Consider the following 25211-nt stretch of genomic DNA (forward strand, 5'->3'; position numbering starts at 1 on the left):
ATAACTGTGGACGCCTCGGCGGTTGTGAATATCGCCGTCACCCATACCGGTGACGTCCGCAGGCCCTCCGTGCGACTTCCACAGAGCAGTCCGACGGCTACTCACCGTGACAGATCATGGGCATGCCAACAGGCGCCTCGAGGCGACAGCGGAGCGGCACTCCGGCCGCGTGAAGGGGAAGAAAACCCACCCGGACATGCGACGACCCCCGCCGGGGGGGAGAGCGGGGGTCGTCCCCACGGCCGACTCGGGGGGGGAGGAGTCGGGCCGGGTTAGCACGGTCGCGAACGATCCGTGACTTCCATGGTGTACCCGAGAGCCCTCTCAGGCAAACCCACACGCCCCACCTTACGCCGAATGGGCTGCCCCTATGCTCAAGGGCGTGGAAAACCACTCGTCGCCCCGCACAGCGGCCTTCTTTGACCTGGACAAGACGGTCATTGCGAAGTCGAGCACGCTCACGTTCAGCAAGTCGTTCTACCAAGGCGGTCTGATCAACCGCAGGGCCGTCTTGCGAACTGCATATGCCCAGTTCGTCTTCCTGGCCGGCGGCGCCGACCACGACCAGATGGAGCGCATGCGCGCGTACCTGTCCGCGCTCTGCCGCGGCTGGAACGTGCAGCAGGTCAAGGAGATCGTCGCCGAGACGCTGCACGATCTGATCGACCCGATCATCTACGACGAGGCCGCCTCCCTCATCGAGGAGCACCACACGGCCGGCCGCGACGTCGTGATCGTGTCCACGTCGGGCGCGGAGGTGGTCGAGCCGATCGGCGAGCTGCTCGGCGCGGACCGGGTGGTGGCGACCCGCATGGTCGTGGGCGACGACGGCTGCTTCACCGGCGAGGTGGAGTACTACGCCTACGGCCCGACCAAGGCCGAGGCCATCAGGGAGCTGGCCGCGTCCGAGGGGTACGACCTCAGCCGCTGCTACGCCTACAGCGACTCGGCGACCGACGTGCCGATGCTGGAGGCCGTCGGGCGCCCCCATGCCGTGAACCCGGACCGGGCGCTGCGCCGCGAGGCCCTCGCGCGCGGGTGGCCCATTCTGGACTTCCACCGGCCGGTCCGGCTCAAGCAGCGCATCCCCGGGTTCTCCGTACCGCCGCGTCCGGCGCTCGTCGCGGTCGCCGCGATAGGCGCCGCGGCGGCCACCGCCGGCCTCGTCTGGTACGCGAACCGGCGCCGCGCGCCCGTCGCTTGACCCGGAACGACCCGAAGTCCTATTTGAACCCAAAAGTAAAGAAGTGCAGCCTGGACTTCCGCTTATCCCGGGGCAGGAGTACAAAGGAGTCAACGGCCCGCGAGACCAAGGACATCCGAGAGGATCACCTTAATTACGCATTTGGCCCCACGGACCGAGCATGAACACCGGGCACCCACGCGACGTCGACCCGTCGATTACGGGCCAGCCGCACCAGGGACGGGCAAAGTTCCCGACCTGATGGGCATATATCGAGGACGCTTGGTACCCCGATGCTCATGCCAGCGGCGGTACGAGTTCTCGTACCGCCGCATCTCTTTGCCGGCCCGGTTTCACGCCGCTCCGCGCTGCAACGCCTCGCACACCGCCGTCGACTCGCGCGCCCCCAGTTCGACCGCCCTGCCGCAGTGGGCGATCCAGGCGGCCATGCCCTCCGGGGTACCGGAGACGTACCCGTCGAGAGCTTCCAGGTAGGCCTCACGGCCCAGCTCGGCATGGCCCACCTCGGCCGCGCAGACCGATTTCGGATCCAGGCCGCTGCCGATCAGGACGATGCGTTCGGCCGTGCGCGCGACCAGGCCGTTGTGGGACGTGAAAGGGCGCAGCGCGAGGAGCTCGCCGTGCACGACGGCGGCCGTCACCAGCGCCGGCGCGGAGCCGCCCGCGATGATCAGCCCGGCCAGCCCCTCCAGCCGGCCATGCGCCTCGGCCGCGCTCGGCAGCGGCAGCCCGACGAGCGGCTCGTCGACCGGCTCGCCCTCCTGCCGGGGCCGTCCCACCTGGTCGGCCTTGTCGGCCGCCGCCACCAGGTGCAGCCGGGCCAGCACCCGCAGCGGCGACTGCCGCCAGATGGACAGCAGCTGGCCCGCCTCGGCGGTGAGCCGAAGAGCGGCACCCACGGTGCGCGCCTCGTCGTCGCCGCTGAAGTCCGTACGCCGGCGGACCTCCTCCAGGGCCCAGTCCGCTCCGGCCAGCGCCGCCGAGCCACGGGCACCGCGCAGGGCCGCCTCGGAGGTGATCGCGTTGCTGCGCCGCCGCATGATGCGGTGCCCGTAGACCCGGTCCACGGACTTGCGCACGGACTCCACGGAATCGGCAACCCCGGGCAGCGCCCCCAGGGCCGCGAGAGGGTCGGCGGTCGCGCCTGCTGTACTCATGAGTACGACCCTACGCACCCCGAGGGCCCGCCCCACGGCGGAGTGGCCATCTTCACTCGGGGCCGCTACCTCGCTGCCGGAGCCCCGGGCACGCCCTTCGGGGCGGGGGCGGGCCGGCCAGCGAGGAACGACGCCCAGCCCTGCTTCGGCGCCTCGCCGACCTTCAGCGTGCGCAGCTTCTCCAGCGCCGTCGGGTCCTGGGCGTCCAGCCAGTCCACGAGCTGCCGGAACGAGACGCAGCGCACCTCCTCCTTGGTGCACACCGTCTCGATGACCTCCTCGACGGCCCGCATGTAGGTGCCGCCGTTCCAGGACTCGAAGTGGTTGCCGATGATCAGAGGCGCGCGGTTGCCGTTGTAGGCCCGGTAGAAGCCCTTGAGCAGGCCGTCGCGCATCTGGTCGCCCCAGAAATCGTGCATGGCGCGCTTGCCCTGGGTGGTGGTGCCCGACTGGTTGATCATGAAGTTGTAGTCCATGCTCAGCTGCTCGTAGGAGTGCCCGGGGAACGGCACGAGCTGCATGGACACGTCCCACAGGCCGTGCTTCTTCTTCGGCCAGACCTGGTCGTTGACGCCGCTGGTGTCATAGCGGAAGCCCAGGTCGCGGGCCGCCTTCACGAAGTTCCGCTGGCCCTCCAGGCAGGGTGTGCGGGCGCCGATGAGCTCCCTGTCGTAGTCGAAGGGCAGCGGGGGCGCTCCCTTCAGGCCGGCGTTGGTCTTCCAGGTCTTCACGAACTGCTTGGCCTGGGCGATCTCGTCCTTCCAGTCCTGCACGGACCACTCGCCGACCCCGCCGCCGCTGCCGCAGAAGTGGCCGTTGAAGTGGGTGCCGATCTCGTTGCCCTCCAGCCACGCCAGCCGCAGCTGCTTCACGGTGGCGGCGATGCCGCGGCGGTCGTTGAAGCCGATGTCTGAGCGCCCCGGGGAGTGCTGCGGCGGCCGGTACCGGTCGCGCTTCTCGTCCGGCAGCAGGTACACGCCGCTCAGGAAGTAGGTCATGGTCGCGTTGTTCTCCTTGGCGACCTTGCGGAAGTGCGAGAACAGCTTCTGGCTGTCCTCGCCCGCGCCGTCCCAGGAGAAGACGACGAACTGCGGGGGCTTCTGGCCGGGCCGCAGCCGCTCGGGCCTGGGCAGGTGGGGCTGGGCGCCGGTGTAGGCGGTGGAACCGTCCCCGATCAGCCGGATCGCGCTCTTCGGAGCCGGAGCCGGCTTCGCCTTCCGCGGAGCAGGGGTCTCGTGCGGCGATGTACCGGTCCCGCAACCGGCGAGCGATACGGCGCAGACCGCGACGATCACGGAGCCCGCGGCGATCCTGTGGCTGGCGGCCATGTTCCGCCCACCTTCTTCCTTCTCTCGGGTGCGGACAGCGCCGCCAAATTCGCACGAGACCGAGAAGGAATTAGTACGACAAGCCGATCAGATAGCCACTTCACCCTTCAGGGTGATTTATTCGCCCATTTGCCCGTAAAGTCTATGCTCGTCCTTTACTCTGCATTACGATCCGTTTACCGAGCGTTGATTCATCCCGCCGATTTACACCGTGACCACGGCCGCGACCGGCCCCCGCCCCGAGCGGGGAGCCCGTCGCTCGACCGCGCAGCCCCGGAGGAGACGGGAAACACATGTCAGCCTGCGTCCCCACCCGCGCCGACGATCCGAGCCGGACCGAGCGCACCCATCCACCCCACAGCCCGCCGTCCCATGGCCCCCGCCGTTTCCGGATCGCGGGTGCCGACGTGTCGGCCTCGATCGCGGTCTTCCTGATCGCTCTGCCCCTTTCCCTGGGCATCGCCCTCGCCACCGGCGCACCGCTCCAGGCCGGCCTCGTCGCCGCCGCCGTGGGCGGGCTCGTCGCCGGACGGCTCGGCGGCTCCCCGCTCCAGGTGAGCGGACCGGCCGCCGGACTCACCGTCGTCACCGCCGATCTCATCCAGCGCTACGGCTGGCGGACGACCTGCGCCATCACCGTCCTGGCCGGTCTCGCCCAACTGGGCCTCGGCTGCCTGCGCGTGGCCCGTGGCGCCCTCGCCGTCAGCCCCGCCATCGTGCACGGCATGCTCGCCGGGATCGGCGTCACCATCGCCGTCGCCCAGCTGCACATCGTGCTCGGCGGCACACCGCAGAGTTCTGTCCCGGACAACCTCCGCGCCCTGCCCGCCCAGTTGGCGGACATGCGCCTGGCGTCCGTGTCGGTGAGCGCGCTGACCCTGGCGCTGCTCATGCTCTGGCCGAGACTGCCCGGCCGGGCCGGACGCCTGCTGCGCAAGGTCCCGGCCGCGCTCGTCGCCGTCGCCGGAGCCAGCGTCGCCGCCGCCCTCGCCGGGCTCCGCCTGCCCAAGGTCGACCTGCCGTCCTGGAGCAACCACGCCCTGGCCGGACTGCCCGAGGGCCCCGTGCTCGGCATCGTCGCCGCGGTGCTCACCACCACGCTGGTGTGCAGCGTGCAGTCACTGCTCGGCGCGGTCGCCGTGGACAAGCTGGTGGCCGGCCGCCCGGGCCTGTCCGCCCGCGTCCGGCGTTCCGACCTCGACCGCGAGCTGCTCGGGCAGGGCGCCGCGAACATCGTCTCCGGCTCGCTCGGCGGACTGCCCATCGCGGGTGTGGCCGTGCGGACTTCGGCGAATGTGCACGCGGGCGCGGTGAGCCGGAACTCCACGATGCTGCACGGCGTTCTCGTAGTGATCGCCGCGCTGCTGATGGTCCCGATCCTGGAGCTCATCCCGCTCGCCTCGCTCGCCGCCCTGGTGATGGCCGTCGGCATCCAGATGGTGTCCCTGCACCACATCCGCACGGTGACGCGCCACCGAGAAGTGTGGGTGTACGCCGTCACGACCCTCGGTGTCGTGTCCCTCGGCGTCCTGGAGGGCGTCGCGCTGGGCATCGCCATGGCCGTCGGCGTCGCCCTGCACCGCCTCACCCGCACCCGCATCACGCACGAAGAGACGGAAGGAGTCCATCACGTACACGTCCGAGGGCAGTTGACGTTCCTCGCGGTGCCACGGCTCAGCCGGGCCCTGCATCTCGTACCCCACGGTGCCGACACCGTCGTCGAGCTGGACGGGTCGTTCATGGACCACGCGGCGTACGAGACGTTGCAGGACTGGCAGAAGACGCACACCGCGCAGGGCGGCACCGTCGAGATCACCGGCCGGCACCCCGGCACCCGCATCTCCGAGCCCCAGGCCTTCACCGGCTGCCGTTGCCGGCCCTGGACGCCCTGGCGCAACCACCAGTGCGACCGTCCCCAGTACGCTCCCCCTTCCCGGAACGACCCGGCCGGGTCGGACCGCACCGCCCCGGCGCCGAAGGGCACCGGCGGAGCCAGTGGACACGAACTGGCGCGTGGCATCAGCGCGTTCCAGCGCAACACCGCGCCCCTGGTGCGCAACGAGCTGGCCCGGCTGGCGCGTGAGGGGCAGCGGCCGTCACAGCTCTTCCTGACCTGCGCCGACTCGCGGCTGGTCACATCGATGATCACCTCCAGTGGCCCCGGCGACCTGTTCGTCGTGCGCAACGTGGGCAACCTCGTCCCACGCCCGGGCGAGGAGAGCGGCGACGACTCGGTGGCGGCCGCGATCGAGTACGCCGTGGACGTGCTTCAGGTGCGGTCCATCACGGTGTGCGGGCATTCGGGCTGCGGCGCCATGCAGGCGCTGCTCAACTCCGAGCCCGGCGGCGCCCGGACGCCGCTGAAGCGGTGGCTGCGGCACGGGCTGCCGAGCCTGGAGCGCATGGCCGACGACAGCGGGCCGTGGGGCAGGCTGGCCGGGCGGGCTCCCGAGGACGCGGTCGAGCAGCTCTGCCTGACCAACGTGGTCCAGCAGCTGGAGCACCTGCGCGCCCACGACTCGGTAGCACGGGCCCTCGCCAAGGGCTCCCTGGAGCTGCACGGAATGTACTTCCACGTGGGCGAGGCCGAGGCCTATCTGCTCACCGAGACGGACAGCGGCAGCGTCTTCGACCGCGTACGCGAGGCGGGCCTGACGGCCTGAGCCCGGCTCGCGCACGGGTGTGCGGCCCGGACAGCGCCGGTGACCCCGACAGCCCCGGTGGCCCGGACGGCTCCGACGGCCCGACGGCCTTCAGGCCGCACACCCCCGCCTCCGACACCCCCGCCACCCGCACGCCACACCCCCGCCCCCTGCGTGACGCGCGTTACACAGGCTGAACTTTCCCTGGTCGGCGTCCGTGGGTACGGATGACGCCGCCCGCCGACACCGCCGCCCGACAGGTCTAAACCAATCGGCGGTCGGCCCTTGTCATCGCACCCCCGGGTCTGATGAGCTGTGGCCTGGGACACAACGGACACCCTGGGAAAGGCAGATGCCGTGAGCAACGAAAGCCTGGCCAACCTGCTCAAGGAAGAGCGCAGGTTCGCACCCCCCGCCGACCTGGCCGCCAACGCCAACGTCACCGCGGAGGCGTATGAACAGGCCAAGGCTGACAGGCTCGGCTTCTGGGCCGAGCAGGCCCGTCGGCTGACCTGGGCCAAGGAGCCCACCGAGACCCTCGACTGGTCGAACCCGCCGTTCGCCAAGTGGTTCAAGGACGGCGAGCTCAACGTCGCCTACAACTGCGTCGACCGGCATGTGGAGGCCGGGCACGGCGACCGTGTCGCGATCCACTTCGAGGGCGAGCCCGGCGACAGCCGCGCCCTCACCTATGCCGAGCTCAAGGACGAGGTCTCCAAGGCCGCCAACGCCCTGCTGGAACTGGGAGTTCAGGCCGGCGACCGGGTCGCCGTCTACATGCCGATGATCCCCGAGACGGCGATCGCGATGCTGGCCTGCGCCCGCATCGGCGCCGCGCACTCCGTCGTCTTCGGCGGTTTCTCCTCGGACGCGCTCGCCACCCGCATCCAGGACGCCGACGCGCGCGTGGTCATCACCTCCGACGGCGGTTACCGGCGCGGCAAGCCGTCCGCGCTGAAGCCGGCCGTGGACGAGGCCGTCGAGAAGGCGGGCAACGTGGAGCACGTCCTGGTCGTGCGCCGCACGGGCCAGGAAGTCGCCTTCACCGAGGGCCGCGACGTGTGGTGGCACGACCTCGTCGGGCGGCAGAGCGCCGAGCACACCCCGCAGCCGTTCAACGCCGAGCACCCGCTGTTCATCCTCTACACCTCGGGCACCACGGGTAAGCCGAAGGGCATCCTGCACACCTCCGGCGGCTACCTCACCCAGACCGCCTACACCCACCACGCCGTCTTCGACCTCAAGCCGGAGACGGACGTCTACTGGTGCACCGCCGACGTCGGCTGGGTCACCGGCCACTCGTACATCGTCTACGGCCCGCTCGCCAACGGCGCGACGCAGGTCATGTACGAGGGCACGCCCGACACCCCGCACCAGGGCCGCTTCTGGGAGATCGTGCAGAAGTACGGCGTGACGATCCTCTACACCGCGCCGACCGCGATCCGTACGTTCATGAAGTGGGGCGACGACATCCCCGCCAAGTTCGACCTGTCGAGTCTGCGCGTGCTGGGCTCGGTGGGCGAGCCGATCAACCCCGAGGCGTGGATCTGGTACCGCAAGAACATCGGCGGCGACCGCACCCCGGTCGTGGACACCTGGTGGCAGACCGAGACCGGCTCGATGATGATCACCCCGCTGCCGGGTGTGACGGCGGCCAAGCCCGGGTCCGCGCAGACGCCGCTGCCCGGCATCTCCGCGACGGTCGTCGACGACGAGGCGAACGAGGTGCCCAACGGCGGTGGCGGCTACCTGGTGCTGACCGAGCCGTGGCCGTCGATGCTGCGCACCATCTGGGGCGACGACCAGCGGTTCATCGACACGTACTGGTCGCGCTTCGAGGGCAAGTACTTCGCCGGTGACGGTGCCAAGAAGGACGACGACGGCGACATCTGGCTGCTCGGCCGGGTCGACGACGTCATGCTCGTCTCCGGGCACAACATCTCCACCACGGAGGTCGAGTCCGCGCTCGTCTCGCACCCCTCGGTCGCCGAGGCGGCCGTGGTCGGCGCGGCGGACGAGACGACCGGGCAGGCGATCGTCGCGTTCGTGATCCTGCGCGGCACGGCCTCCGAGACCGAGACCCTGGTCGCCGAGCTGCGCGCCCATGTCGGCAACGCGCTGGGCCCGATCGCCAAGCCCAAGCGGATCCTGCCGGTGGCCGAGCTGCCCAAGACCCGCTCCGGCAAGATCATGCGCCGTCTGCTGCGGGACGTTGCCGAGAACCGCCAGCTCGGTGACGTCACCACGCTGACCGACTCCACCGTCATGGACCTGATCCAGGCCAAGCTGCCGGCCGCGCCCAGCGAGGACTGATCACGGCACAGGCATAACGCAGTGCGCGAAGGGGCACCCGGCGGTCGGTACGCCGGGTGCCCCTCGGCACTCCCGGTGTCGAGCACCGAGGTGCCTCGGCACCCCCGGTGATGATCGCCGGATGCGCCCGGCCATATGTTTACCTAGACTAAGAAAAACAACTGCTTCATGGTGCGCCGGGAAGTCTGGTCGGCATGCGTTCAGCCCTGCCCACCGACCGGAGGTCTCCCCCGTGACCGCGCCCCGCCCCGACACCCCCCGCAAGGTCCTCGGCCGGCTTTCCCTCCCCGAGCGGACCTACGTCGCGGACGCACTGCGCACCGAGACCGTCGGTGGTGTGCTGCTGCTGGCCGCCGCGGTCACCGCGCTGCTCTGGGCGAACATCCCCGCGCTGCACGACAGCTACGAGAGCGTCTCCCACTTCCACTTCGGCCCCGCCGCCCTCGGCCTGGACCTGTCGGTCGCGCACTGGGCCGCCGACGGGCTGCTGGCGGTCTTCTTCTTCGTCGCCGGGATCGAGCTCAAGCGCGAGCTCGTCGCCGGTGATCTGCGCGACCCCAAGGCCGCCGCGCTGCCGGTCGTCGCCGCGCTGTGCGGGATGGCCGTGCCGGCGCTCGTCTACGTCCTCACCAACGTCACCGGCGGCGGCTCACTGGCCGGCTGGGCCGTGCCGACCGCCACGGACATCGCCTTCGCGCTCGCCGTACTGGCGGTCATCGGCACGTCCCTGCCGAGCGCGTTGCGGGCGTTCCTGCTCACGCTCGCCGTCGTCGACGACCTCTTCGCGATCCTGATCATCGCGGTGTTCTTCACCGACAGCCTGAACTTCGCCGCGCTCGGCGGCGCCGTCGCGGGCCTGGCCGTCTTCTGGCTGCTGCTGCGGGGCGGCGTACGCGGCTGGTACGTGTACGTGCCGCTCGCGCTCGTCGTCTGGGCGCTGATGTACAACAGCGGCGTCCACGCCACCATCGCCGGCGTCGCCATGGGCCTGATGCTGCGCTGCCACCGGCACGAGGGCGAGGCGCACTCCCCCGGCGAGCACATCGAGCACCTCGTACGGCCCCTGTCGGCAGGGCTGGCAGTGCCGCTGTTCGCGCTCTTCAGCGCCGGTGTCGTCGTCTCCGGCGGCGCGCTCGCCGATGTGTTCACCCAGCCCGAGACCCTCGGCGTCGTCCTCGGCCTGGTCGTCGGCAAGGCACTCGGCATCTTCGGCGGGACGTGGCTGACGGCCCGTTTCACCCGGGCGTCGCTCAGCGACGACCTCGCCTGGGCGGACGTGTTCGCGGTGGCCAGTCTCGCCGGCATCGGCTTCACCGTGTCGCTGCTCATCGGCGAACTCGCCTTCGAGGGCGACCAGGCGATGACCGACGAGATCAAGGCCGCGGTGCTGGCGGGCTCGCTGATCGCCGCGACACTCGCGACCGTCCTGCTGAAGATGCGCAACGCCAAGTACCGTCGCCTGTGGGAGAACGAGGAGCGCGACGAGGACGCCGACGGCATCCCGGACATCTACGAGGAGGACGACCCGGCGTACCACGAGCGGCTGGCCGACCTCTACGAACGCAAGGCCGCGGAACACCGCCGGATCGCCCGGGAGAAGGCAGCCGCGCGCCACGGGCTTGCCGAAGTACCGGGCGGGGCAGGCGATGACCACCACCGTCCGGCATGATCTGACGAGACGGTACAAAAGACGGGACCGTACGCAGTCGGGCCGTACACAGTGGGACGACTGTGGCGAGTCAGGCACAAGACGCGGAAATCGGACCGTACGCAGAAGAGGGAGACCGCGATGAGCGCACCCGACGGCAGCCCGGTCGGCGCCGAACGCACCATCGGCCAGCTGTTCGCCTCGGCGACGGCGGAAATGTCGGCGCTGGTGCACGACGAGATCGCGCTGGCGAAGGCGCAGCTCAAGCAGGACGTGAAGCGCGGCGCGACCAGCGGCGGCGCCTTCTCGATGGCGGGGGCGGTACTGCTGTTCTCCCTGCCGATGCTGAACTTCGCGCTGGCGTACGGCATCCGCACCTGGTCGGACTGGAACCTCGCGATCTGCTTCCTGCTGTCCTTCGCGGCGAACGTGCTCGTCGCGGTCGTGCTCGCGCTGATCGGCGTGGTCTTCGCGAAGAAGGCCAAGAAGAGCAAGGGCCCGCAGAAGGTCGCCGCCTCGATGAAGGAGACCGCGGGCGTCCTGCAGAAGGCCAAGCCGCACCCGCGTCCGGAGCTCGCGCAGGACCGGGTCCCCGAGGCCATCGAGGCTGTGGCACGCTCGTCGTCATGACCGATCCCGCCACACCTTCGGCACAACCGGCTTCGGCCGTGCGGCTGGACGGCCCCTGGAGCCACCGCGACGTCGCCGCCAACGGCGCCCGCTTCCACATCGCCGAGCTGGGCGACGGGCCGCTGGTCCTGCTGCTGCACGGCTTCCCGCAGTTCTGGTGGACCTGGCGGCACCAGCTGGTTGCGCTCGCCGACGCGGGCTTCCGGGCCGTGGCCATGGACCTGCGGGGCGTCGGGGGCAGCGACCGTACGCCGCGCGGTTACGACCCGGCCAACCTCGCGCTCGACGTCACCGGCGTCATCCGCTCGCTCGGTGAGCCGGACGCCGCGCTGGTCGGCCACGACCTGGGCGGATACCTGGCGTGGACGGCGGCCGCGATGCGTCCCAAGCTCGTGCGGCGGCTGGCGGTCGCGTCCATGCCACATCCGCGGCGCTGGCGCGCGGCGATGCTGCGGGACATGAAGCAGACCCGCGCCGGTTCACACATCTGGGGGTTCCAGCGGCCCTGGATCCCGGAGCGGCAGCTCACCGCCGACGACGGGGCGCTCGTGGCCGAACTGATCCAGGACTGGTCCGGGCCGCGCCCGCCGGAGGACGAGGCGCTGGAGAACTACCGCCGGGCCATGTGCATCCCCTCCGCGGCGCACTGCGCGGTCGAGCCGTACCGCTGGATGGTGCGCTCCCTGGCCCGCCCGGACGGCATCCAGTTCAACCGCAGGATGAAGCGGCCCGTGCGCGTGCCGACGCTCCATCTGCACGGCTCGCTCGACCCCGTGATGCGCACCCGCAGCGCGGCCGGCTCCGGCGAGTACGTCGAAGCCCCCTACCGCTGGCGCCTGTTCGACGGTCTCGGTCACTTCCCGCACGAGGAGGACCCGGTCGCGTTCTCCTCGGAACTCATCAACTGGCTGAAGGATCCCGAACCCGATCGGTGACCGGGTGACCGCGGCCGGTGTCCGCGCGTGAACGCTTGTCCGACGAACGGCCAATTGCCTGGCGCATAGGCCAATTGGGCCCTCCGGGGGCGGTTATCGACCATGGGGCAGGGGCACACGTCGGGGTATGGGCTGGACGCACGACTACAGTGACGCAAGCCGCAATCGCCGCTCGGCGGGCGGTGCGAATCCCCACCAGCGGAGCGGTGCACCGCAGATGGCGACCGCGGACCCCAGGGTCGGGATCCCGCGTATCCTCCGCCGCCGGGCCCGCTGGGTCTCCGTACGTCTGCGCCACACACGCGACTGAGGCGTCACCCGCGCGAGTGACCCGCCGGCGGCCCCGCCCCAGCACTCCTAGAGCGCGCAGCTGTCGCTGCCCACCTGCTGGTTGGCGGTGCGCCCCTTGGTGATGTCCTCCTGGATCTCGTCCACGGTCAGCGCGTAACCCGTTTCGGCGTCGTCGAGGGACTTGGCGAAGACGACGCCGTAGACCCTGCCGTCGGGTGTGAGCAGCGGACCGCCGGAGTTGCCCTGGCGGACGTTCGCGTAGAGGGAGTAGACGTCGCGGCGGACCGTGCCGCGGTGGTAGATGTCCGGGCCGTTGGCCGTGATGCGTCCTCGCACGCGTGCGGCCCGCACGTCGTACGCCCCGTTCTCCGGGAAGCCCGCGACGATCGCGCCGTCGCCGCTGCCCGCGTCCTTGGTGGTGAACCGCAGCACCGGCGCCTTGAGGTCCGGCACGTCGAGCACGGCGATGTCGCGCCGCCAGTCGTAGAGCACGACCGTGGCGTCGTACTTCCTGCCCTCGCCGCCTATCTGCACGGTCGGCTCGTCGACGCCGCCCACCACGTGCGCGTTGGTCATGACACGGCGGTCGTCGAAGACGAAGCCGGTGCCTTCGAGGACCTTGCCGCAGCTCGGGGCCGTGCCCATGACCTTGACGATGGAACGCTGGGCGCGGGTCGCCACCGGGCTGCCCGCCAGGGCCGGGTCGGGCGGCTGGACGTCGGTGATCGGCTCGTTCGAGAACGGGCTGAAGACCTGCGGGAAGCCGTTCTGCGCGAGGACCGAGGAGAAGTCCGCGAACCAGGTAGCGGCCTGGTCCGGCAGCGCCTGGGAGACGCCGAGCAGCACCTTGGAGTTGCGGACCTCCTTGCCGAGGGTCGGCAGCGTGGTGCCCGCGAGGGCCGAGCCGATCAGCCAGGCGACCAGGAGCATCGCCACGACGTTGACCAGGGCGCCGCCCGTGGCGTCCAGGGCCCTGGCCGGGGACCAGGTGATGTGCCGGCGCAGCTTGTTGCCGAGGTGGGTGGTGAGGGCCTGGCCGACGGAGGCGCAGACGATGACGACGACGACCGCGACGACGGCCGCGGTCGTGTTCACCTCCGCGTTGTCCGTGATCGCGTCCCAGATGACGGGCAGCGCGTAGACCGCGACGAGACCGCCGCCCAGGAAGCCGGTCACCGACAGGATGCCGACGACGAACCCCTGGCGGTACCCCACGACCGCGAACCACACGGCGGCGACCAGCAACAAGATGTCCAGCACGTTCACGGAGGCCACCCTGTCATGCGCGCCAGTCGAGCGGGACCTGCTTCTCGCGGTCCCAGGGCCGCTCCCAGCCCGCGTAGTGCAGCAGCCGGTCGATGATTCCGGCCGTGAAACCCCAGACAAGTGCCGATTCGACCAGAAATGCCGGGCCTCGGTGGCCGCTGGGATGGACGGTGGTGGCGCGGTTCGCGGGATCCGTGAGATCCACCACGGGGACGGTGAAGACTCTGGCGGTTTCGTTCGGATCGACGACGCCTACCGGGCTGGGCTCACGCCACCAGCCCAGCACCGGGGTGACGACGAAGCCGCTGACCGGGATGTACAGCCTGGGCAGAACGCCGAAGAGCTGGACGCCCGAGGGATCGAGGCCGGTCTCCTCCTCAGCCTCGCGCAGGGCGGCCCGCAATGGGCCGTCCCCCCGCGGGTCGCCGTCCTCCGGGTCGAGGGCGCCGCCGGGGAAGGAGGGCTGGCCGGCGTGCGAACGCAGAGAGCTCGCACGCTCCATGAGCAGCAGCTCCGGCCCGCGCTCGCCCTCCCCGAACAGGATCAGCACGGCGGACTGGCGCCCGGCGCCGTCCTCCGGCGGCAGGAAGCGGCTCAGCTGCCGCGGCCGGACCGTCTCCACGGCGTGCACCACCGGGTCCAGCCAGGCGGGCAGCCCTTCCTTGCTGACTGTCACTCGGCCGCCCTGTGTGTTGCTCGCCCGCGTCATCGCCACCCCCGTCGTCCTGCCGCTTCCAACGCGCAGCGCCCCTGAGATCGTTCCGTGAAGGGCCGCGAACCCCTGATCGAGGGGGTCGTGGGGCGGCTCATCCGGCCCCCAGCGGCGGTGCCGGTTTGCCGCCCGCGTCCAGATAGGCCTGCGGGGGGTTCAGACGCTGGCCGGGGAAGCCGCCCTTCTCGTACTTGAGCAGCTTCTTCGCCTTCTCCGGGTCGGTCTCGCCCTCGCCGTACGCCGGGCAGAGCGGGGCGATCGGGCAGGCGCCGCAGGCGGGCTTGCGGGCGTGGCAGATACGGCGGCCGTGCCAGATCACGTGGTGCGAGAGGTCCGTCCAGTCGCTCTTCGGGAAGAGCGCGCCGACCGCCGCTTCGATCTTGTCCGGGTCGGTCTCGGCGGTCCACTGCCAGCGGCGCACCAGGCGCTGGAAGTGCGTGTCCACGGTGATGCCGGGCCGGCCGAACGCGTTCCCGAGCACGACGAACGCGGTCTTGCGGCCGACGCCGGGCAGCTTGACCAGGTCCTCCAGCCGGCCGGGGACCTCGCCGCCGAAGTTCTCCGCCAGAGCCTTGGACAGCCCTATGACCGACTTCGTCTTGGCCCGGAAGAAGCCGCACGGGCGGAGGATCTCCTCCACCTCCTCCGGGTTGGCGGCGGCCAGGTCCTCGGGGGTGGGGTACTTGGCGAAGAGGGCGGGGGTCGTCTGGTTGACGCGCAGGTCGGTGGTCTGAGCGGACAGGACCGTGGCGACCACCAGCTGGAAGGGGTTGGCGAAGTCCAGCTCGGGGTGGGCGTACGGGTAGACCTCGGCGAGCTCGCGGTTGATGCGGCGGGCCCGGCGGACCAGGGCGGTACGCGACTCGCCGCTGGGCGGGTGGACGACGGTCCGGGCCGGTGCGGTGCCCTTGAGACGGGCCGTGGCCTTCTTGGGCGCGACGGTGACCTTCTTGGCGGCGGGGGCCTTTTTCGCAGGCGCCGTCTTCTTCGCTGACGCGGCTTTCTTCGCGGACGCCGTCTTCTTCTCAGACGCCGTCTTCTTCGCAGACGCGGCCTTCTTCGCAGACGCGGCCTTCTTCGCAGACGCAGCCTGCATCGCAGATGCCTGCTTGCTCGCGGCCCCGGCCTTCCCGGCAAGCCCCTTCTTCACCGGCTTCGACTTCCCGGAAGGCGCCGCCTCCCCTGTCGCTTTCGCCGTTTTCCTACCGCCATCGGGGCCCTGTTCGCCCACAGCGGAATCGCGACGTACAACCACCCGCTAAGCCCCCTCGGCCTGTGCTCTCACCGGCGATTTGGACACCCGGCCAGCCTAAGGCCCGGCACCGACATCCGCCCCGGACCCCGAAGATCGGCGCCCAATTGGACCCCTGCCGCGTACCCCGGGACACGTGTGCGGCATCCTTGTGACAGATCACACTGTTTGGACCGTCAGGCAAAATGGGCACCACGGTGCCTTGGTACGCGGGGGCAACAGCCCCTGAGCAGGTCGACAAGGAGAGAACTCGTGGACGACGTTCTGCGGCGCAATCCGCTCTTCGCGGCGCTCGACGACGAGCAGGCCGCGGAGCTCCGCGCCTCCATGAGTGAGGTGACCCTCGCGCGCGGCGACTCGCTGTTCCACGAGGGTGACCCCGGCGACCGCCTGTACGTGGTCACGGAGGGCAAGGTCAAGCTCCACCGCACGTCCCCCGACGGCCGCGAGAACATGCTGGCCGTGGTCGGCCCCGGCGAGCTCATCGGCGAGCTGTCGCTGTTCGACCCGGGCCCGCGCACCGCGACCGCCACGGCGCTGACGGAGGTCAAGCTGCTCGGCCTCGGCCACGGCGACCTCCAGCCCTGGCTGAACGCCCGCCCCGAGGTGGCCACGGCGCTCCTGCGCGCCGTCGCGCGCCGGCTGCGCAAGACCAACGACGCGATGTCCGACCTCGTCTTCTCGGACGTCCCGGGCCGTGTCGCCCGCGCCCTGCTGGACCTCTCCCGCCGGTTCGGCGTGCAGTCCGAGGAGGGCATCCACGTCGTCCACGACCTCACGCAGGAGGAGCTGGCCCAGCTGGTCGGCGCGTCCCGCGAGACGGTCAACAAGGCGCTGGCGGACTTCGCCCAGCGTGGCTGGCTGCGCCTGGAGGCCCGCGCGGTGATCCTCCTGGATGTGGAACGCCTCGCCAAGCGCTCGCGCTGACGCGCACGCACCCTGGCCGTACGTCGTCGGGCCCCGTCTCCCCGTGAGACGGGGCCCGACGACGTAACCGGGCACGGTCAGATGAGCCCGTGCTCCTCCAGGTAGTCCAACTGCGCCCGCACCGACAGTTCCGCCGCCGGCCACAGGGAGCGGTCGACGTCGGCGTAGACGTGGGCGACGACCTGCCCGGGGGTGCGGTAGCCGTCCTCGACGGCCGTCTCCACCTGGGCGAGGCGGTGGGCGCGGTGGGCGAGGTAGTACTCGACGACGCCCTGGGCGTCCTCCAGGACCGGCCCGTGGCCCGGCAGCACCGTGTGGACGCCGTCGTCGACCGTGAGGGACCTGAGGCGCCGCAGGGAGTCCAGGTAGTCGCCGAGACGGCCGTCTGGGTGGGCCACCACCGTCGTACCGCGGCCCAGGATCGTGTCGCCGGTCAGGACGGCCTGGTCGGCCGGGAGATGGAAGGAGAGGGAGTCGCCGGTGTGGCCGGGGGTCGGGACGACCCTCAGTTCGAGCCCGCCGGTGGTGATCACGTCTCCGGCGGCCAGACCCTCGTCACCCAGCCGCAGTGCCGGATCGAGCGCACGCACGCGCGTGCCGGTCAGTTCGGCGAACCGGGCGGCGCCCGCCGCGTGGTCGGGATGACCGTGGGTCAGCAGGGTCAGGGCGACGCGCTTGCCGGCCTGCTCGGCCGTGGCGACGACATGCCGCAGGTGCCCGTCGTCGAGGGGGCCGGGGTCGACCACCACCGCCAGGTCCGAGTCGGGCTCGGAGAGGATCCAGGTGTTCGTGCCGTCCAGGGTCATCGCCGACGGGTTGGGGGCCAGGACGTTGACGGCCCGGGCGGTGGCGGGCCCCGAGAGGACCCCGCCGCGGGGCTGGCCGGGAAGGGCTGCTGCGTCCGTCATGCGCTGGCTCCACCGGTCGGGGCGGTCGGGATGTGCTTGGTGAACTCGTCGTGACCCGGCCAGGAGAGCACGATCTCGCCGTCCACCAGGCGGGCGGTGGCCAGGACGGGCGTGAGGTCACGGCCCGGGGCGGCCGCGAGCGCCTGGGCGGCGCTCTCGTACGCCGTCAGCTGGCGCAGGGTCGCGATGGTCGGCGGCATCATCAGCAGCTCACCCTTGTCGTACCCGGCCGCCGCCTCGCCCGGGGCGATCCACACCGTACGGTCGGCCTCCGTGGAGGCGTTGCGGGTGCGCTGCCCCTCGGGGAGGGCGGCCACGAAGAACCAGGTGTCATAGCGGCGGGCCTCGAACTCCGGGGTGATCCAGCGGGTCCAGGCACCGAGCAGGTCGGAGCGCAGGACCAGGCCGCGGCGGTCCAGGAACTCCGCGAAGGACAGGTCCCGGGCGACCAGGGCGGCACGGTCGGCCTCCCAGTCGGCGCCGGTGGTGTCGCCGACGACCGAGTCGGGTGTCTCGCCGGCGAGCAGCACGCCCGCCTCCTCGTACGTCTCCCGGACGGCCGCGCAGACGATCGCCTGGGCCGTCGTCTCGTCGACGCCGAGCCGGCCCGCCCACCACGCGCGCGTGGGGCCCGCCCAGCGGACCTGGTGGTCGTCGTCCCGGGGGTCGACACCGCCGCCCGGATACGCGTACGCGCCTCCGGCGAAGGCCATGGAGGCGCGTCTGCGCAGCATGTGGACGGCGGGGCCGGTGCCGGTGTCCTTCAGGAGCATGACGGTGGCCGCACGCTTGGGGGTCACCGGGGTGAGGGTGCCGGCCGCGAGTGCGCGGATGCGGTCCGGCCACTCCGGGGGGTACCACTGACCGTTCGCCATGGGCGCGAGGCTATCCCGTGACGGGCGGATGTTCGAGTGGCCCTCGGGGCCGATGCCGCAGCGTGCCCCTCGGGGACGACGCCGCAGCTCGAGGCCACCGAAAGGGTGCTACGCGAGCTCCACCTGGATCTCGACCTCCACCGGCGCGTCCAGCGGCAGCACCGCCACGCCCACCGCGCTGCGCGCGTGCACGCCCTTGTCGCCGAGGACCTCGCCGAGCAGCTCGCTGGCGCCGTTGAGCACCGCGGGCTGGCCCGTGAAGTCCGAGGCCGAGGCCACGAAGCCCACGACCTTCACCACGCGCGCGATGCGGTCCAGGTCACCGGCGACGGACTTGACGGCGGCCAGGGCGTTCAGCGCACACGTGCGTGCCAGCTCCTTGGCCTCCTCCGGGGTGACCTCCGCACCGACCTTGCCGGTGACCGGAAGCTTGCCCTCCACCATCGGGAGCTGCCCGGCGGTGTAGACGTACGGCCCGGACTGCACGGCCGGCTGGTACGCGGCGAGCGGCGGGACGACGTCGGGCAGGGTCAGGCCGAGCTCGGCCAGTTTCGCCTCGACGGCGCTCATTACTGGTTCTCCGCCTTCATCTGCTTCTCCCGCTTCAGGTAGGCCACGAGCTGCTCGGGGTTGTTCGGCCCGGGCACGACCTGGACGAGCTCCCAGCCGTCCTCGCCCCAGGTGTCCAGAATCTGCTTCGTGGCGTGGACGAGCAGCGGCACGGTTGCGTATTCCCACTTGGTCATGCGGCCGACTCTAGCCGCTGCCGGAGAGGGGTCACGCGGCCGACCACGTCCCGGGCGTCCGCCCGCCTCGCCGACGGTTATCCACAGCCTCCGGCGTAGCCCGGGCACGGACTGGTTAGGCTCGAATACGTGAGCAGGCTCCAGGTCGTCAGCGGCAAGGGCGGTACCGGCAAGACCACGGTGGCCGCGGCCCTAGCGCTGGCCCTGGCCACGGAGGGGAAGCGGACGCTTCTCGTCGAGGTCGAGGGCCGCCAGGGAATCGCGCAGCTCTTCGAAACGGAGGCGCTGCCTTATGAGGAACGGAAGATCGCGGTCGCTCCCGGGGGCGGGGAGGTGTACGCGCTGGCCATCGACCCCGAACTGGCCCTTCTGGACTACCTCCAGATGTTCTACAAACTGGGGGGCGCCGGACGGGCCCTGAAGAAGCTCGGGGCGATCGACTTCGCCACCACCATCGCGCCCGGCCTGAGGGACGTACTCCTCACCGGCAAGGCGTGCGAGGCGGTACGGCGGAAGGACAAGAGCGGGCGGTTCGCGTACGACTACGTCGTCATGGACGCCCCGCCCACCGGCCGCATCACGCGCTTCCTCAACGTCAACGACGAGGTCGCCGGCCTCGCCAAGATCGGCCCGATACACAATCAGGCCCAGGCGGTGATGCGGGTGCTGAAGTCGCCGGAGACGGCCGTGCATCTGGTGACGTTGCTGGAGGAGATGCCCGTCCAGGAAACGGTGGACGGCATCGCCGAGCTGCGGTCGGCGCGGCTGCCGGTGGGGCGGATCATCGTGAACATGGTGCGGCCGGAGGTGTTGGACGCGGCCGATCTGGAACTCGTCCGGACGGTCCCGCGTTCCACGGTTGCGCGGTCGCTGTCGTCCGCCGGGCTCGGCGGGGCGCGGCGCGGCGGGCGCGCGGAGCGGCTGGTGGATCCGCTGCTCACGCAGGCCGAGGAGTACGCCGAGCGGTACGCGCTGGAGCACGAGCAGCGCGCGGTGCTCACCGAGCTGGGCCTGCCGCTGCACGAACTGCCGCTGTTCGCCGAGGGCATGGACCTGGCGGGGCTGTACGAGCTGGCCCGCGAGCTGCGCGAGCAGGGCGTGTCATGAGCCGGGCAGGCCGCGGCCCCGGGAACAGCACACAGGCAAGGCCCGTCATGAGTCGGAAGCAGGGGATGTCATGAGTCGTCCGGACCCGGCCCACACCCACGACCCGGCCCGCCATCTGTCCCCCGCGCGCGTCCTCGACGTCGATCCGCTGCTGGCGGACCCGAAGACCCGGATCGTGGTCTGCTGCGGCTCGGGCGGGGTCGGCAAGACCACGACCGCGGCGGCCCTGGGCCTGCGCGCGGCCGAGCGGGGCCGCAAGGTCGTCGTCCTCACCATCGACCCGGCCCGTCGGCTCGCCCAGTCCATGGGCATCGACTCCCTCGACAACACCCCGCGCCGGGTGAAGGGCATCGACGACTCCGCGGGCGGCGAGCTGCACGCGATGATGCTCGACATGAAGCGCACCTTCGACGAGATCGTCGAGGCGCACGCGGATCCCGAGCGGGCCGCCGCGATCCTGGGCAACCCCTTCTACCAGTCGCTCTCGGCGGGCTTCGCGGGCACGCAGGAGTACATGGCGATGGAGAAGCTCGGGCAGCTGCGGGCCCGGGACGAGTGGGACCTGATCGTCGTCGACACCCCGCCGTCCCGCTCGGCGCTGGACTTCCTGGACGCGCCCAAGCGGCTCGGGTCGTTCCTGGACGGGCGGCTGATCCGGCTGCTGACGGCACCGGCGAAGCTGGGCGGCCGCGCCGGGATGAAGTTCCTGAACGTCGGGATGTCGATGATGACCGGCACCCTCGGCAAGCTGCTCGGCGGCCAGCTCCTCAAGGACGTCCAGACCTTCGTGTCCGCGATGGACACGACCTTCGGCGGGTTCCGCACGCGTGCGGACGCCACGTACAAGCTGCTCCAGGCGCCCGGCACGGCGTTCCTCGTGGTCGCGGCCCCGGAGCGGGACGCGCTGCGCGAGGCCGCGTATTTCGTGGAGCGGCTGGCCGCGGAGGACATGCCGCTCGCCGGGCTGGTGCTCAACCGGGTCCACGGCAGCGGCGCCGGCCGGCTGTCGGCCGAGCGGGCGCTCGCCGCCGCGGAAAATCTTGAAGAGCCCCGCATTGTGGATCAGGAGGGCGGGAAAGCAGTACTTCGTAACTCCCTCGACACGTACGACAGTTCAGACTCTCCCGCATCCGAAACACCAGCTCCTGCTGCTGCTGAGGCTTCTGACGGTGGCTCCCCCGCCGAGGACGCCGAGAACACGGAGAACACCGAGCGGTCCGTCGACCAGCTCACGGCAGGCCTGCTGAGGCTGCACGCCGAACGCATGCAGCTGCTCTCCCGTGAGCAGCGCACGCGTGACCGCTTCACCGCGCTCCACCCCGAGGTGGCCGTGACGGAAGTGGGCGCGCTGCCCGGCGATGTGCACGACCTCGCGGGCCTGCGCGACATCGGCGACCGGCTCGCGGCGAACGAGCGCGAGCTTCCCGACCCCGCCGACGACTCCGAGCCGCCCCACGCGGACAGTCGACCCGAGGCGAGTGCCTGAGCACCCCAGCGCGAGTGCATGAGCAAGTGCCTGAGGGCAACCCGGCGATGGCGAAGGGCCCGTCAAGGGCCCTCGGACCTTCGAAGCTCCCGGAGGGAACCCCTCAGCTCACCGCCGCGTAGTTCTCGTAGACCTCGTCGTCGTCGAGGGGCACGATGCCCGTGCCGCGCTCGTACTCCGTACGCGCCGTCTCCAGCAGCCGGCGCCAGGAGGTCACGGTGGGACGCCTGCGCAGCAGTGCGCGGCGCTCCCGCTCCGTCATGCCTCCCCACACGCCGAACTCGACGCGGTTGTCCAGCGCGTCGGCCAGGCACTCCGTGCGCACCGGGCATCCGGTGCACACCGCCTTGGCCCTGTTCTGCGCCGCTCCTTGAACGAACAGTTCATCCGGATCGGTAGTGCGGCAGGCCGCCTGCGCACTCCAGTCGACTACCCAGCCCATACCGGCGCCGTCCTCTCCCGAATCGAGGCTCCCCCACGGCGGCAGCGGCATATTCACCGCCGCCAGTTGAGGACGTTACGGAAGGTGGGCACAGCGCAACACCCCCAGCGGGCCCAATCTTGAATGGTCCGAACGGACTATGGGTAAGCGGCAGATCACCCGGGGGAGTGAGCTGGCGACATACGTAACCTTCCCGGCAAACCAGGACAGTTCGCATGCGTCACAACGGACGCCGTATGACACACAAGGCGGATTCGGACACGACCCCAACAAAAAAGTTGGGGAACACCCGGAACGATTCGGGGTCGCCGGACGTATTGATACGTGGCCTCACTGCTGTGACAGTTGAGAGCAGCTTAGGCCAAGGCCTATACGCCTGTCCGGCGAATGAGAACGTAGGCTGCCCTCATGCCAAAGAAGCGCTCGGGCGGTGGTCTGTCACCCACGCAGCAGGCCGCCAAGTTCCTCGGTGTCAGTGTTCTCGCGGGAGCCGTGCTGGCCGGTATCGCGCTGCCCGCGGTGGGCGCGCTGGGGCTGGCGGCGAAGGGATCGGTCGAGAGCTTCGACGAGCTCCCGGCCAACATGAAGACCCCGCCCCTGAGCCAGCGCACCACGATCCTCGACGCCGACGGCGGCCAGATCGCCACGGTCTACTCGCGCGACCGCACGGTGGTCCCCCTCAAGGACGTCTCGCCGTACATGCAGAAGGCGATCGTCGCGATCGAGGACTCGCGCTTCTACCAGCACGGCGCGGTCGACCTGAAGGGCGTCCTGCGCGCCCTCAACAAGAACGCGCGCAGCGGTGAGGTCGCCCAGGGCGCCTCGACCCTGACGCAGCAGTACGTGAAGAACGTCTTCGTCGAGGAGGCCGGCGACGACCCGACGAAGGTCGCGCAGGCCACCCAGCAGACCATCGGCCGCAAGATCCGCGAACTCAAGTACGCGATCCAGGTCGAGGAGGAGCTCGGGAAGAAGAAGATCCTCGAGAACTACCTGAACATCACGTTCTTCGGCCAGCAGGCCTACGGCGTCGAGGCGGCGGCCCAGCGCTACTTCTCCAAGTCCGCCAAGGACCTGAACGTCCAGGAGGCGGCCCTCCTCGCCGGCATCGTCCAGTCGCCCAGCCGGTACGACCCGGTCAACGACGAGGCGGAGGCCACCAAGCGCCGCAACACCGTGCTCCGGCGCATGGCCGACGTCGGCGACATCTCCCGGGCGCAGGCCGCCGAGGCGATGAAGGCGCCGCTGGGCCTGAAGGTCAGCAAGCCCAAGAACGGCTGCATCACGGCGGTCAAGGGCGCGGGCTTCTTCTGCGACTACGTGCGCGAGGTCTTCCTCAACGACTCGGTCTTCGGCAAGACCAAGGAGGCGCGGGCGAAGGTCTGGAACCAGGGCGGCCTCACCATCCGCACCACCATGGATCCGCAGGCCCAGGACGCGGCACAGCGGTCCATCAAGGACCACGTCTACAAGAGCGACGAGGTGGCCACCGCCGCCTCCCTCGTCCAGCCCGGCACCGGCAAGATCCTCGCCATGGGCCAGTCGCGCCCCTACGGCTTCGGCAAGAACCAGACGCAGATCAACCTCTCCGTCGACCAGTCGATGGGCGGCGGCATGGGCTACCAGCCCGGTTCGACGTTCAAGCCGATCGTGGCCGCCGCGGCCATCGAGGACGGCATGCCGGCGAACAAGGTGTACCCCTCGCCGTACGAGATGCCGTACCCGAGCCCGGTCGCGGCCTGCGACGGCAGGACCTGGAAGAACGATCCGGCCTCCCCCGCCGAGGTCGCCAACGAGAACAGGTCCGAGGTCGGTCCGTACGACATGAAGGAGGCGACCGCAAAGTCGGTCAACACCTACTACGTGCAGATGATCAGCGACATCGGCATCTGCCCGGTGACGTCGATGGCGAAGAAGATGGGCGTCGAGCGGGCCGACGGCGACAAGATGCCCCAGGTGCCCTCCATCGCCCTCGGCACTCAGGAGATGTCGCCGCTGACCATGGCGAACGCGTACGCCACGTTCGCCTCGCGCGGCATGTACTGCACGCCGGTCGCCATCGAGTCGATCAGCCAGCGCGTCGGCGACAGCAAGAAGTCGCTCGAGGTCCCGAAGTCGACCTGCTCGCGCGCGATGTCGGAGAAGACCGCCGACACCATCAACACGCTGCTGCGGGGCGTCGTCGAGGACGGTACGGGCAAGAAGGCCGGCCTGGGCAGCCGCCCCAGCGCCGGTAAGACCGGTACGACGGACGAGCGCTACGCGGCCTGGTTCGTGGGCTACACGCCGAACATGGCCGGTGCCGTCTGGGTCGGCGACCCCGCGCACAAGCGGAAGATGGTCGGCATCACCATCGGCGGCGTCCCGTACGACAAGGTCTTCGGTGGCGAGGTCCCCGGACCCATCTGGGGCGACATGATGACCGGCGCGCTGGAGGGCAAGCCCGTCGAGAACTTCAACACCGTCCACATCCCCGACGGCATCGACCGGGACCGCGGCGACGGAAACGGCGACGACGAAGGCCGCGACGACGGGGACGACGGCGGCAACGACGACGGCGGCTTCATCGGCGGCCTGGTCGGCGGCAACAACGGCGGCGGAGGCGACCAGACCTTCCCGACGCCTTCGTTCTCCATCCCGGAAGGGTTCTTCCGGGGCCAGGGCAACGGGGGCAACGGGAACGGGGGGCGTGGCTGACCCGGCTGGCGCGGCTGCCGCGGCGTCCTGAACGCGGACGGCCCCTTCCCTCCGAACGGTCTTCGTACGGAGGGAAGGGGCCGCGAGTTTCTGTCAGCGCATGGGGTTCAGAGTCGGCTGAAGGCAACGCCCGACCGGTCGGTCAGCCCGCGAGGATCTTCTTCACGGCCGCGGCGACGCGGCCGCCCTCGGCCTGGCCCGCGACCTTCGGGTTCACGATCTTCATGACCGCACCCATGGCCCGCGGCCCCTCCGCCCCGGCCGCCTTCGCCTCCTCGACGGCCTGGGCGACGATCCGGTTCAGCTCGTCGTCGCTGAGCTGCTTCGGCAGGTACGCGGCGAGCACCTCGCCCTCCGCCTTCTCCCGCTCCGCGCTCTCGGCGCGACCACCCTGCGCGAAGGCCTCGGCCGCCTCACGGCGCTTCTTCGCCTCCCGGGTGATCACCTTCTGCACCTCGTCGTCCGAGAGCTCGCGCTTCTCCTTGCCCGCGACCTCCTCCTTGGTGATCGCGGCGAGGGTCAGCCGGAGCGTCGAGGAGCGGAGCTCGTCGCGCTCCTTGATCGCGGCGTTGAGGTCGTCCTGCAGCTTCGACTTGAGCGTGGTCATGGGGTTGATTGTCGCAGGTGCGGGCGGACAATCGCCCC

At 70.6% G+C, this 25211-nt stretch carries 22 protein-coding genes; 11 read left to right on the forward strand and 11 right to left on the reverse strand.

All coding sequences use genetic code 11. The annotated features are described in order from the left end of the window. Nucleotides 1–370: 370 nt before the first annotated feature. On the forward strand, nt 371–1204 hold the full coding sequence (locus tag MQE23_RS20025; protein WP_020271824.1) for an HAD family hydrolase: 834 nt from the start codon (nt 371–373) through the stop codon (nt 1202–1204). A 332-nt stretch (nt 1205–1536) separates the two neighbouring features. Here the strand turns inward: MQE23_RS20025 and MQE23_RS20030 are convergent, their stop codons facing one another. Continuing rightward, a complete protein-coding gene (locus tag MQE23_RS20030; RefSeq protein WP_037668400.1) occupies nt 1537–2361 on the reverse strand; it encodes a hypothetical protein in 825 nt (274 codons plus the stop codon). Nucleotides 2362–2426: 65 nt separating this feature from the next. Then, nucleotides 2427–3689: a hypothetical protein gene (locus tag MQE23_RS20035; protein ID WP_243379742.1), complete on the reverse strand. Its 1263-nt coding sequence runs from the start codon at nt 3687–3689 to the stop codon at nt 2427–2429. A gap of 293 nt (nt 3690–3982) precedes the next feature. On the opposite strand from MQE23_RS20035, the gene MQE23_RS20040 reads away from it, so the two are divergent. The 6 genes from MQE23_RS20040 to MQE23_RS20065 all read left to right on the forward strand — a co-directional run bounded on the left by MQE23_RS20040 (nt 3983) and on the right by MQE23_RS20065 (nt 12167). Next, a complete protein-coding gene (locus MQE23_RS20040) occupies nt 3983–6352 on the forward strand; it encodes a SulP family inorganic anion transporter (RefSeq protein WP_243379743.1) in 2370 nt (789 codons plus the stop codon). Nucleotides 6353–6688: 336 nt separating this feature from the next. Next, nucleotides 6689–8644 (forward strand): acetate--CoA ligase, encoded by a 1956-nt coding sequence (gene acs / locus MQE23_RS20045; protein WP_037668417.1) that lies wholly within the window; start codon nt 6689–6691, stop codon nt 8642–8644. 232 nt (nt 8645–8876) lie between these two features. Further along, the gene (gene nhaA / locus MQE23_RS20050) at nt 8877–10313 is read left to right on the forward strand and encodes a Na+/H+ antiporter NhaA (protein ID WP_020271818.1); all 1437 of its coding nucleotides are present in this window, start codon (nt 8877–8879) and stop codon (nt 10311–10313) included. A 120-nt stretch (nt 10314–10433) separates the two neighbouring features. Beyond that, on the forward strand, nt 10434–10922 hold the full coding sequence (locus MQE23_RS20055; protein WP_020271817.1) for a phage holin family protein: 489 nt from the start codon (nt 10434–10436) through the stop codon (nt 10920–10922). Next, the gene (locus MQE23_RS20060; RefSeq protein WP_020271816.1) at nt 10919–11857 is read left to right on the forward strand and encodes an alpha/beta hydrolase; all 939 of its coding nucleotides are present in this window, start codon (nt 10919–10921) and stop codon (nt 11855–11857) included. The genes MQE23_RS20055 and MQE23_RS20060 overlap by 4 nt, the downstream gene beginning before the upstream one ends. 127 nt (nt 11858–11984) lie before the next feature. After that, nucleotides 11985–12167, forward strand: coding sequence for a hypothetical protein (locus MQE23_RS20065; RefSeq protein WP_078602692.1), 183 nt, complete (start codon nt 11985–11987; stop codon nt 12165–12167). A 47-nt stretch (nt 12168–12214) separates the two neighbouring features. Here the strand turns inward: MQE23_RS20065 and MQE23_RS20070 are convergent, their stop codons facing one another. The 3 genes from MQE23_RS20070 to nth form a co-directional block, all read right to left on the reverse strand. Next, entirely contained in the window at nt 12215–13414 is a 1200-nt protein-coding gene (locus tag MQE23_RS20070; RefSeq protein WP_037668409.1) for a MarP family serine protease, read from the reverse strand. A 13-nt stretch (nt 13415–13427) separates the two neighbouring features. Then, nucleotides 13428–14123: a CoA pyrophosphatase gene (locus MQE23_RS20075; protein ID WP_037668406.1), complete on the reverse strand. Its 696-nt coding sequence runs from the start codon at nt 14121–14123 to the stop codon at nt 13428–13430. A 97-nt stretch (nt 14124–14220) separates the two neighbouring features. After that, complete coding sequence (gene nth, locus MQE23_RS20080; protein WP_243379744.1) at nt 14221–15222, reverse strand: endonuclease III; 1002 nt, start codon at nt 15220–15222, stop codon at nt 14221–14223. Nucleotides 15223–15630: 408 nt separating this feature from the next. Here nth and MQE23_RS20085 point away from each other — a divergent pair, with 408 nt between their 5' ends. Beyond that, a complete protein-coding gene (locus tag MQE23_RS20085; RefSeq protein WP_010031945.1) occupies nt 15631–16305 on the forward strand; it encodes a Crp/Fnr family transcriptional regulator in 675 nt (224 codons plus the stop codon). Between the two features lie 77 nt (nt 16306–16382). Here the strand turns inward: MQE23_RS20085 and MQE23_RS20090 are convergent, their stop codons facing one another. The 4 genes from MQE23_RS20090 to MQE23_RS20105 form a co-directional block, all read right to left on the reverse strand. After that, nucleotides 16383–17213, reverse strand: a complete 831-nt coding sequence (locus MQE23_RS20090) for an MBL fold metallo-hydrolase (RefSeq protein WP_243379745.1) — start codon at nt 17211–17213, stop codon at nt 16383–16385. Then, the gene (locus MQE23_RS20095) at nt 17210–18088 is read right to left on the reverse strand and encodes a Nucleoside diphosphate-linked moiety X motif 19 (RefSeq protein WP_020271810.1); all 879 of its coding nucleotides are present in this window, start codon (nt 18086–18088) and stop codon (nt 17210–17212) included. Before MQE23_RS20095 ends, MQE23_RS20090 begins: the two co-directional genes overlap by 4 nt. A gap of 108 nt (nt 18089–18196) precedes the next feature. Then, nucleotides 18197–18658, reverse strand: a complete 462-nt coding sequence (locus tag MQE23_RS20100) for a RidA family protein (protein WP_020271809.1) — start codon at nt 18656–18658, stop codon at nt 18197–18199. Beyond that, nucleotides 18658–18834 (reverse strand): DUF4177 domain-containing protein, encoded by a 177-nt coding sequence (locus MQE23_RS20105; RefSeq protein ID WP_020271808.1) that lies wholly within the window; start codon nt 18832–18834, stop codon nt 18658–18660. Before MQE23_RS20105 ends, MQE23_RS20100 begins: the two co-directional genes overlap by 1 nt. A gap of 129 nt (nt 18835–18963) precedes the next feature. Here MQE23_RS20105 and MQE23_RS20110 point away from each other — a divergent pair, with 129 nt between their 5' ends. Together MQE23_RS20110 and MQE23_RS20115 are read left to right on the forward strand one after the other, a co-directional pair. Further along, nucleotides 18964–19941, forward strand: coding sequence for an ArsA-related P-loop ATPase (locus MQE23_RS20110; protein WP_020271807.1), 978 nt, complete (start codon nt 18964–18966; stop codon nt 19939–19941). A 70-nt stretch (nt 19942–20011) separates the two neighbouring features. Next, nucleotides 20012–21427, forward strand: coding sequence for an ArsA family ATPase (locus MQE23_RS20115; RefSeq protein WP_020271806.1), 1416 nt, complete (start codon nt 20012–20014; stop codon nt 21425–21427). 103 nt (nt 21428–21530) lie between these two features. Here the strand turns inward: MQE23_RS20115 and wblA are convergent, their stop codons facing one another. Beyond that, nucleotides 21531–21869, reverse strand: coding sequence for a transcriptional regulator WblA (gene wblA / locus MQE23_RS20120; protein WP_010031964.1), 339 nt, complete (start codon nt 21867–21869; stop codon nt 21531–21533). 408 nt (nt 21870–22277) lie between these two features. Here wblA and MQE23_RS20125 point away from each other — a divergent pair, with 408 nt between their 5' ends. Next, on the forward strand, nt 22278–24566 hold the full coding sequence (locus MQE23_RS20125) for a transglycosylase domain-containing protein (RefSeq protein ID WP_020271805.1): 2289 nt from the start codon (nt 22278–22280) through the stop codon (nt 24564–24566). A 142-nt stretch (nt 24567–24708) separates the two neighbouring features. Here MQE23_RS20125 and MQE23_RS20130 read toward each other — a convergent pair whose 3' ends face one another. Continuing rightward, nucleotides 24709–25173 carry a GatB/YqeY domain-containing protein gene (locus tag MQE23_RS20130; RefSeq protein WP_020271803.1) on the reverse strand — a complete coding sequence of 155 codons (465 nt, stop codon included), beginning with the start codon at nt 25171–25173 and terminating at the stop codon, nt 24709–24711. Between the last annotated feature and the right edge of the window lie 38 nt (nt 25174–25211).

Source organism: Streptomyces sp. HP-A2021 (assembly GCF_022807935.1).
Classification (GTDB): domain Bacteria; phylum Actinomycetota; class Actinomycetes; order Streptomycetales; family Streptomycetaceae; genus Streptomyces; species Streptomyces afghaniensis.

Bases quoted from the DNA above. Each gene is read 5' to 3' on its own strand.
- MQE23_RS20025 (WP_020271824.1), top strand. From the start codon at position 371: ATGCTCAAGGGCGTGGAAAACCACTCGTCGCCCCGCACAGCGGCCTTC.
- MQE23_RS20030 (WP_037668400.1), bottom strand. From the start codon at position 2,361: ATGAGTACAGCAGGCGCGACCGCCGACCCTCTCGCGGCCCTGGGGGCG.
- MQE23_RS20035 (WP_243379742.1), bottom strand. From the start codon at position 3,689: ATGGCCGCCAGCCACAGGATCGCCGCGGGCTCCGTGATCGTCGCGGTC.
- MQE23_RS20040 (WP_243379743.1), top strand. From the start codon at position 3,983: ATGTCAGCCTGCGTCCCCACCCGCGCCGACGATCCGAGCCGGACCGAG.
- MQE23_RS20055 (WP_020271817.1), top strand. From the start codon at position 10,434: ATGAGCGCACCCGACGGCAGCCCGGTCGGCGCCGAACGCACCATCGGC.
- MQE23_RS20060 (WP_020271816.1), top strand. From the start codon at position 10,919: ATGACCGATCCCGCCACACCTTCGGCACAACCGGCTTCGGCCGTGCGG.
- MQE23_RS20065 (WP_078602692.1), top strand. From the start codon at position 11,985: ATGGGCTGGACGCACGACTACAGTGACGCAAGCCGCAATCGCCGCTCG.
- MQE23_RS20075 (WP_037668406.1), bottom strand. From the start codon at position 14,123: ATGACGCGGGCGAGCAACACACAGGGCGGCCGAGTGACAGTCAGCAAG.
- nth (WP_243379744.1), bottom strand. From the start codon at position 15,222: ATGCAGGCTGCGTCTGCGAAGAAGGCCGCGTCTGCGAAGAAGGCCGCG.
- MQE23_RS20090 (WP_243379745.1), bottom strand. From the start codon at position 17,213: ATGACGGACGCAGCAGCCCTTCCCGGCCAGCCCCGCGGCGGGGTCCTC.
- MQE23_RS20095 (WP_020271810.1), bottom strand. From the start codon at position 18,088: ATGGCGAACGGTCAGTGGTACCCCCCGGAGTGGCCGGACCGCATCCGC.
- MQE23_RS20100 (WP_020271809.1), bottom strand. From the start codon at position 18,658: ATGAGCGCCGTCGAGGCGAAACTGGCCGAGCTCGGCCTGACCCTGCCC.
- MQE23_RS20105 (WP_020271808.1), bottom strand. From the start codon at position 18,834: ATGACCAAGTGGGAATACGCAACCGTGCCGCTGCTCGTCCACGCCACG.
- MQE23_RS20115 (WP_020271806.1), top strand. From the start codon at position 20,012: ATGAGTCGTCCGGACCCGGCCCACACCCACGACCCGGCCCGCCATCTG.
- wblA (WP_010031964.1), bottom strand. From the start codon at position 21,869: ATGGGCTGGGTAGTCGACTGGAGTGCGCAGGCGGCCTGCCGCACTACC.
- MQE23_RS20125 (WP_020271805.1), top strand. From the start codon at position 22,278: ATGCCAAAGAAGCGCTCGGGCGGTGGTCTGTCACCCACGCAGCAGGCC.
- MQE23_RS20130 (WP_020271803.1), bottom strand. From the start codon at position 25,173: ATGACCACGCTCAAGTCGAAGCTGCAGGACGACCTCAACGCCGCGATC.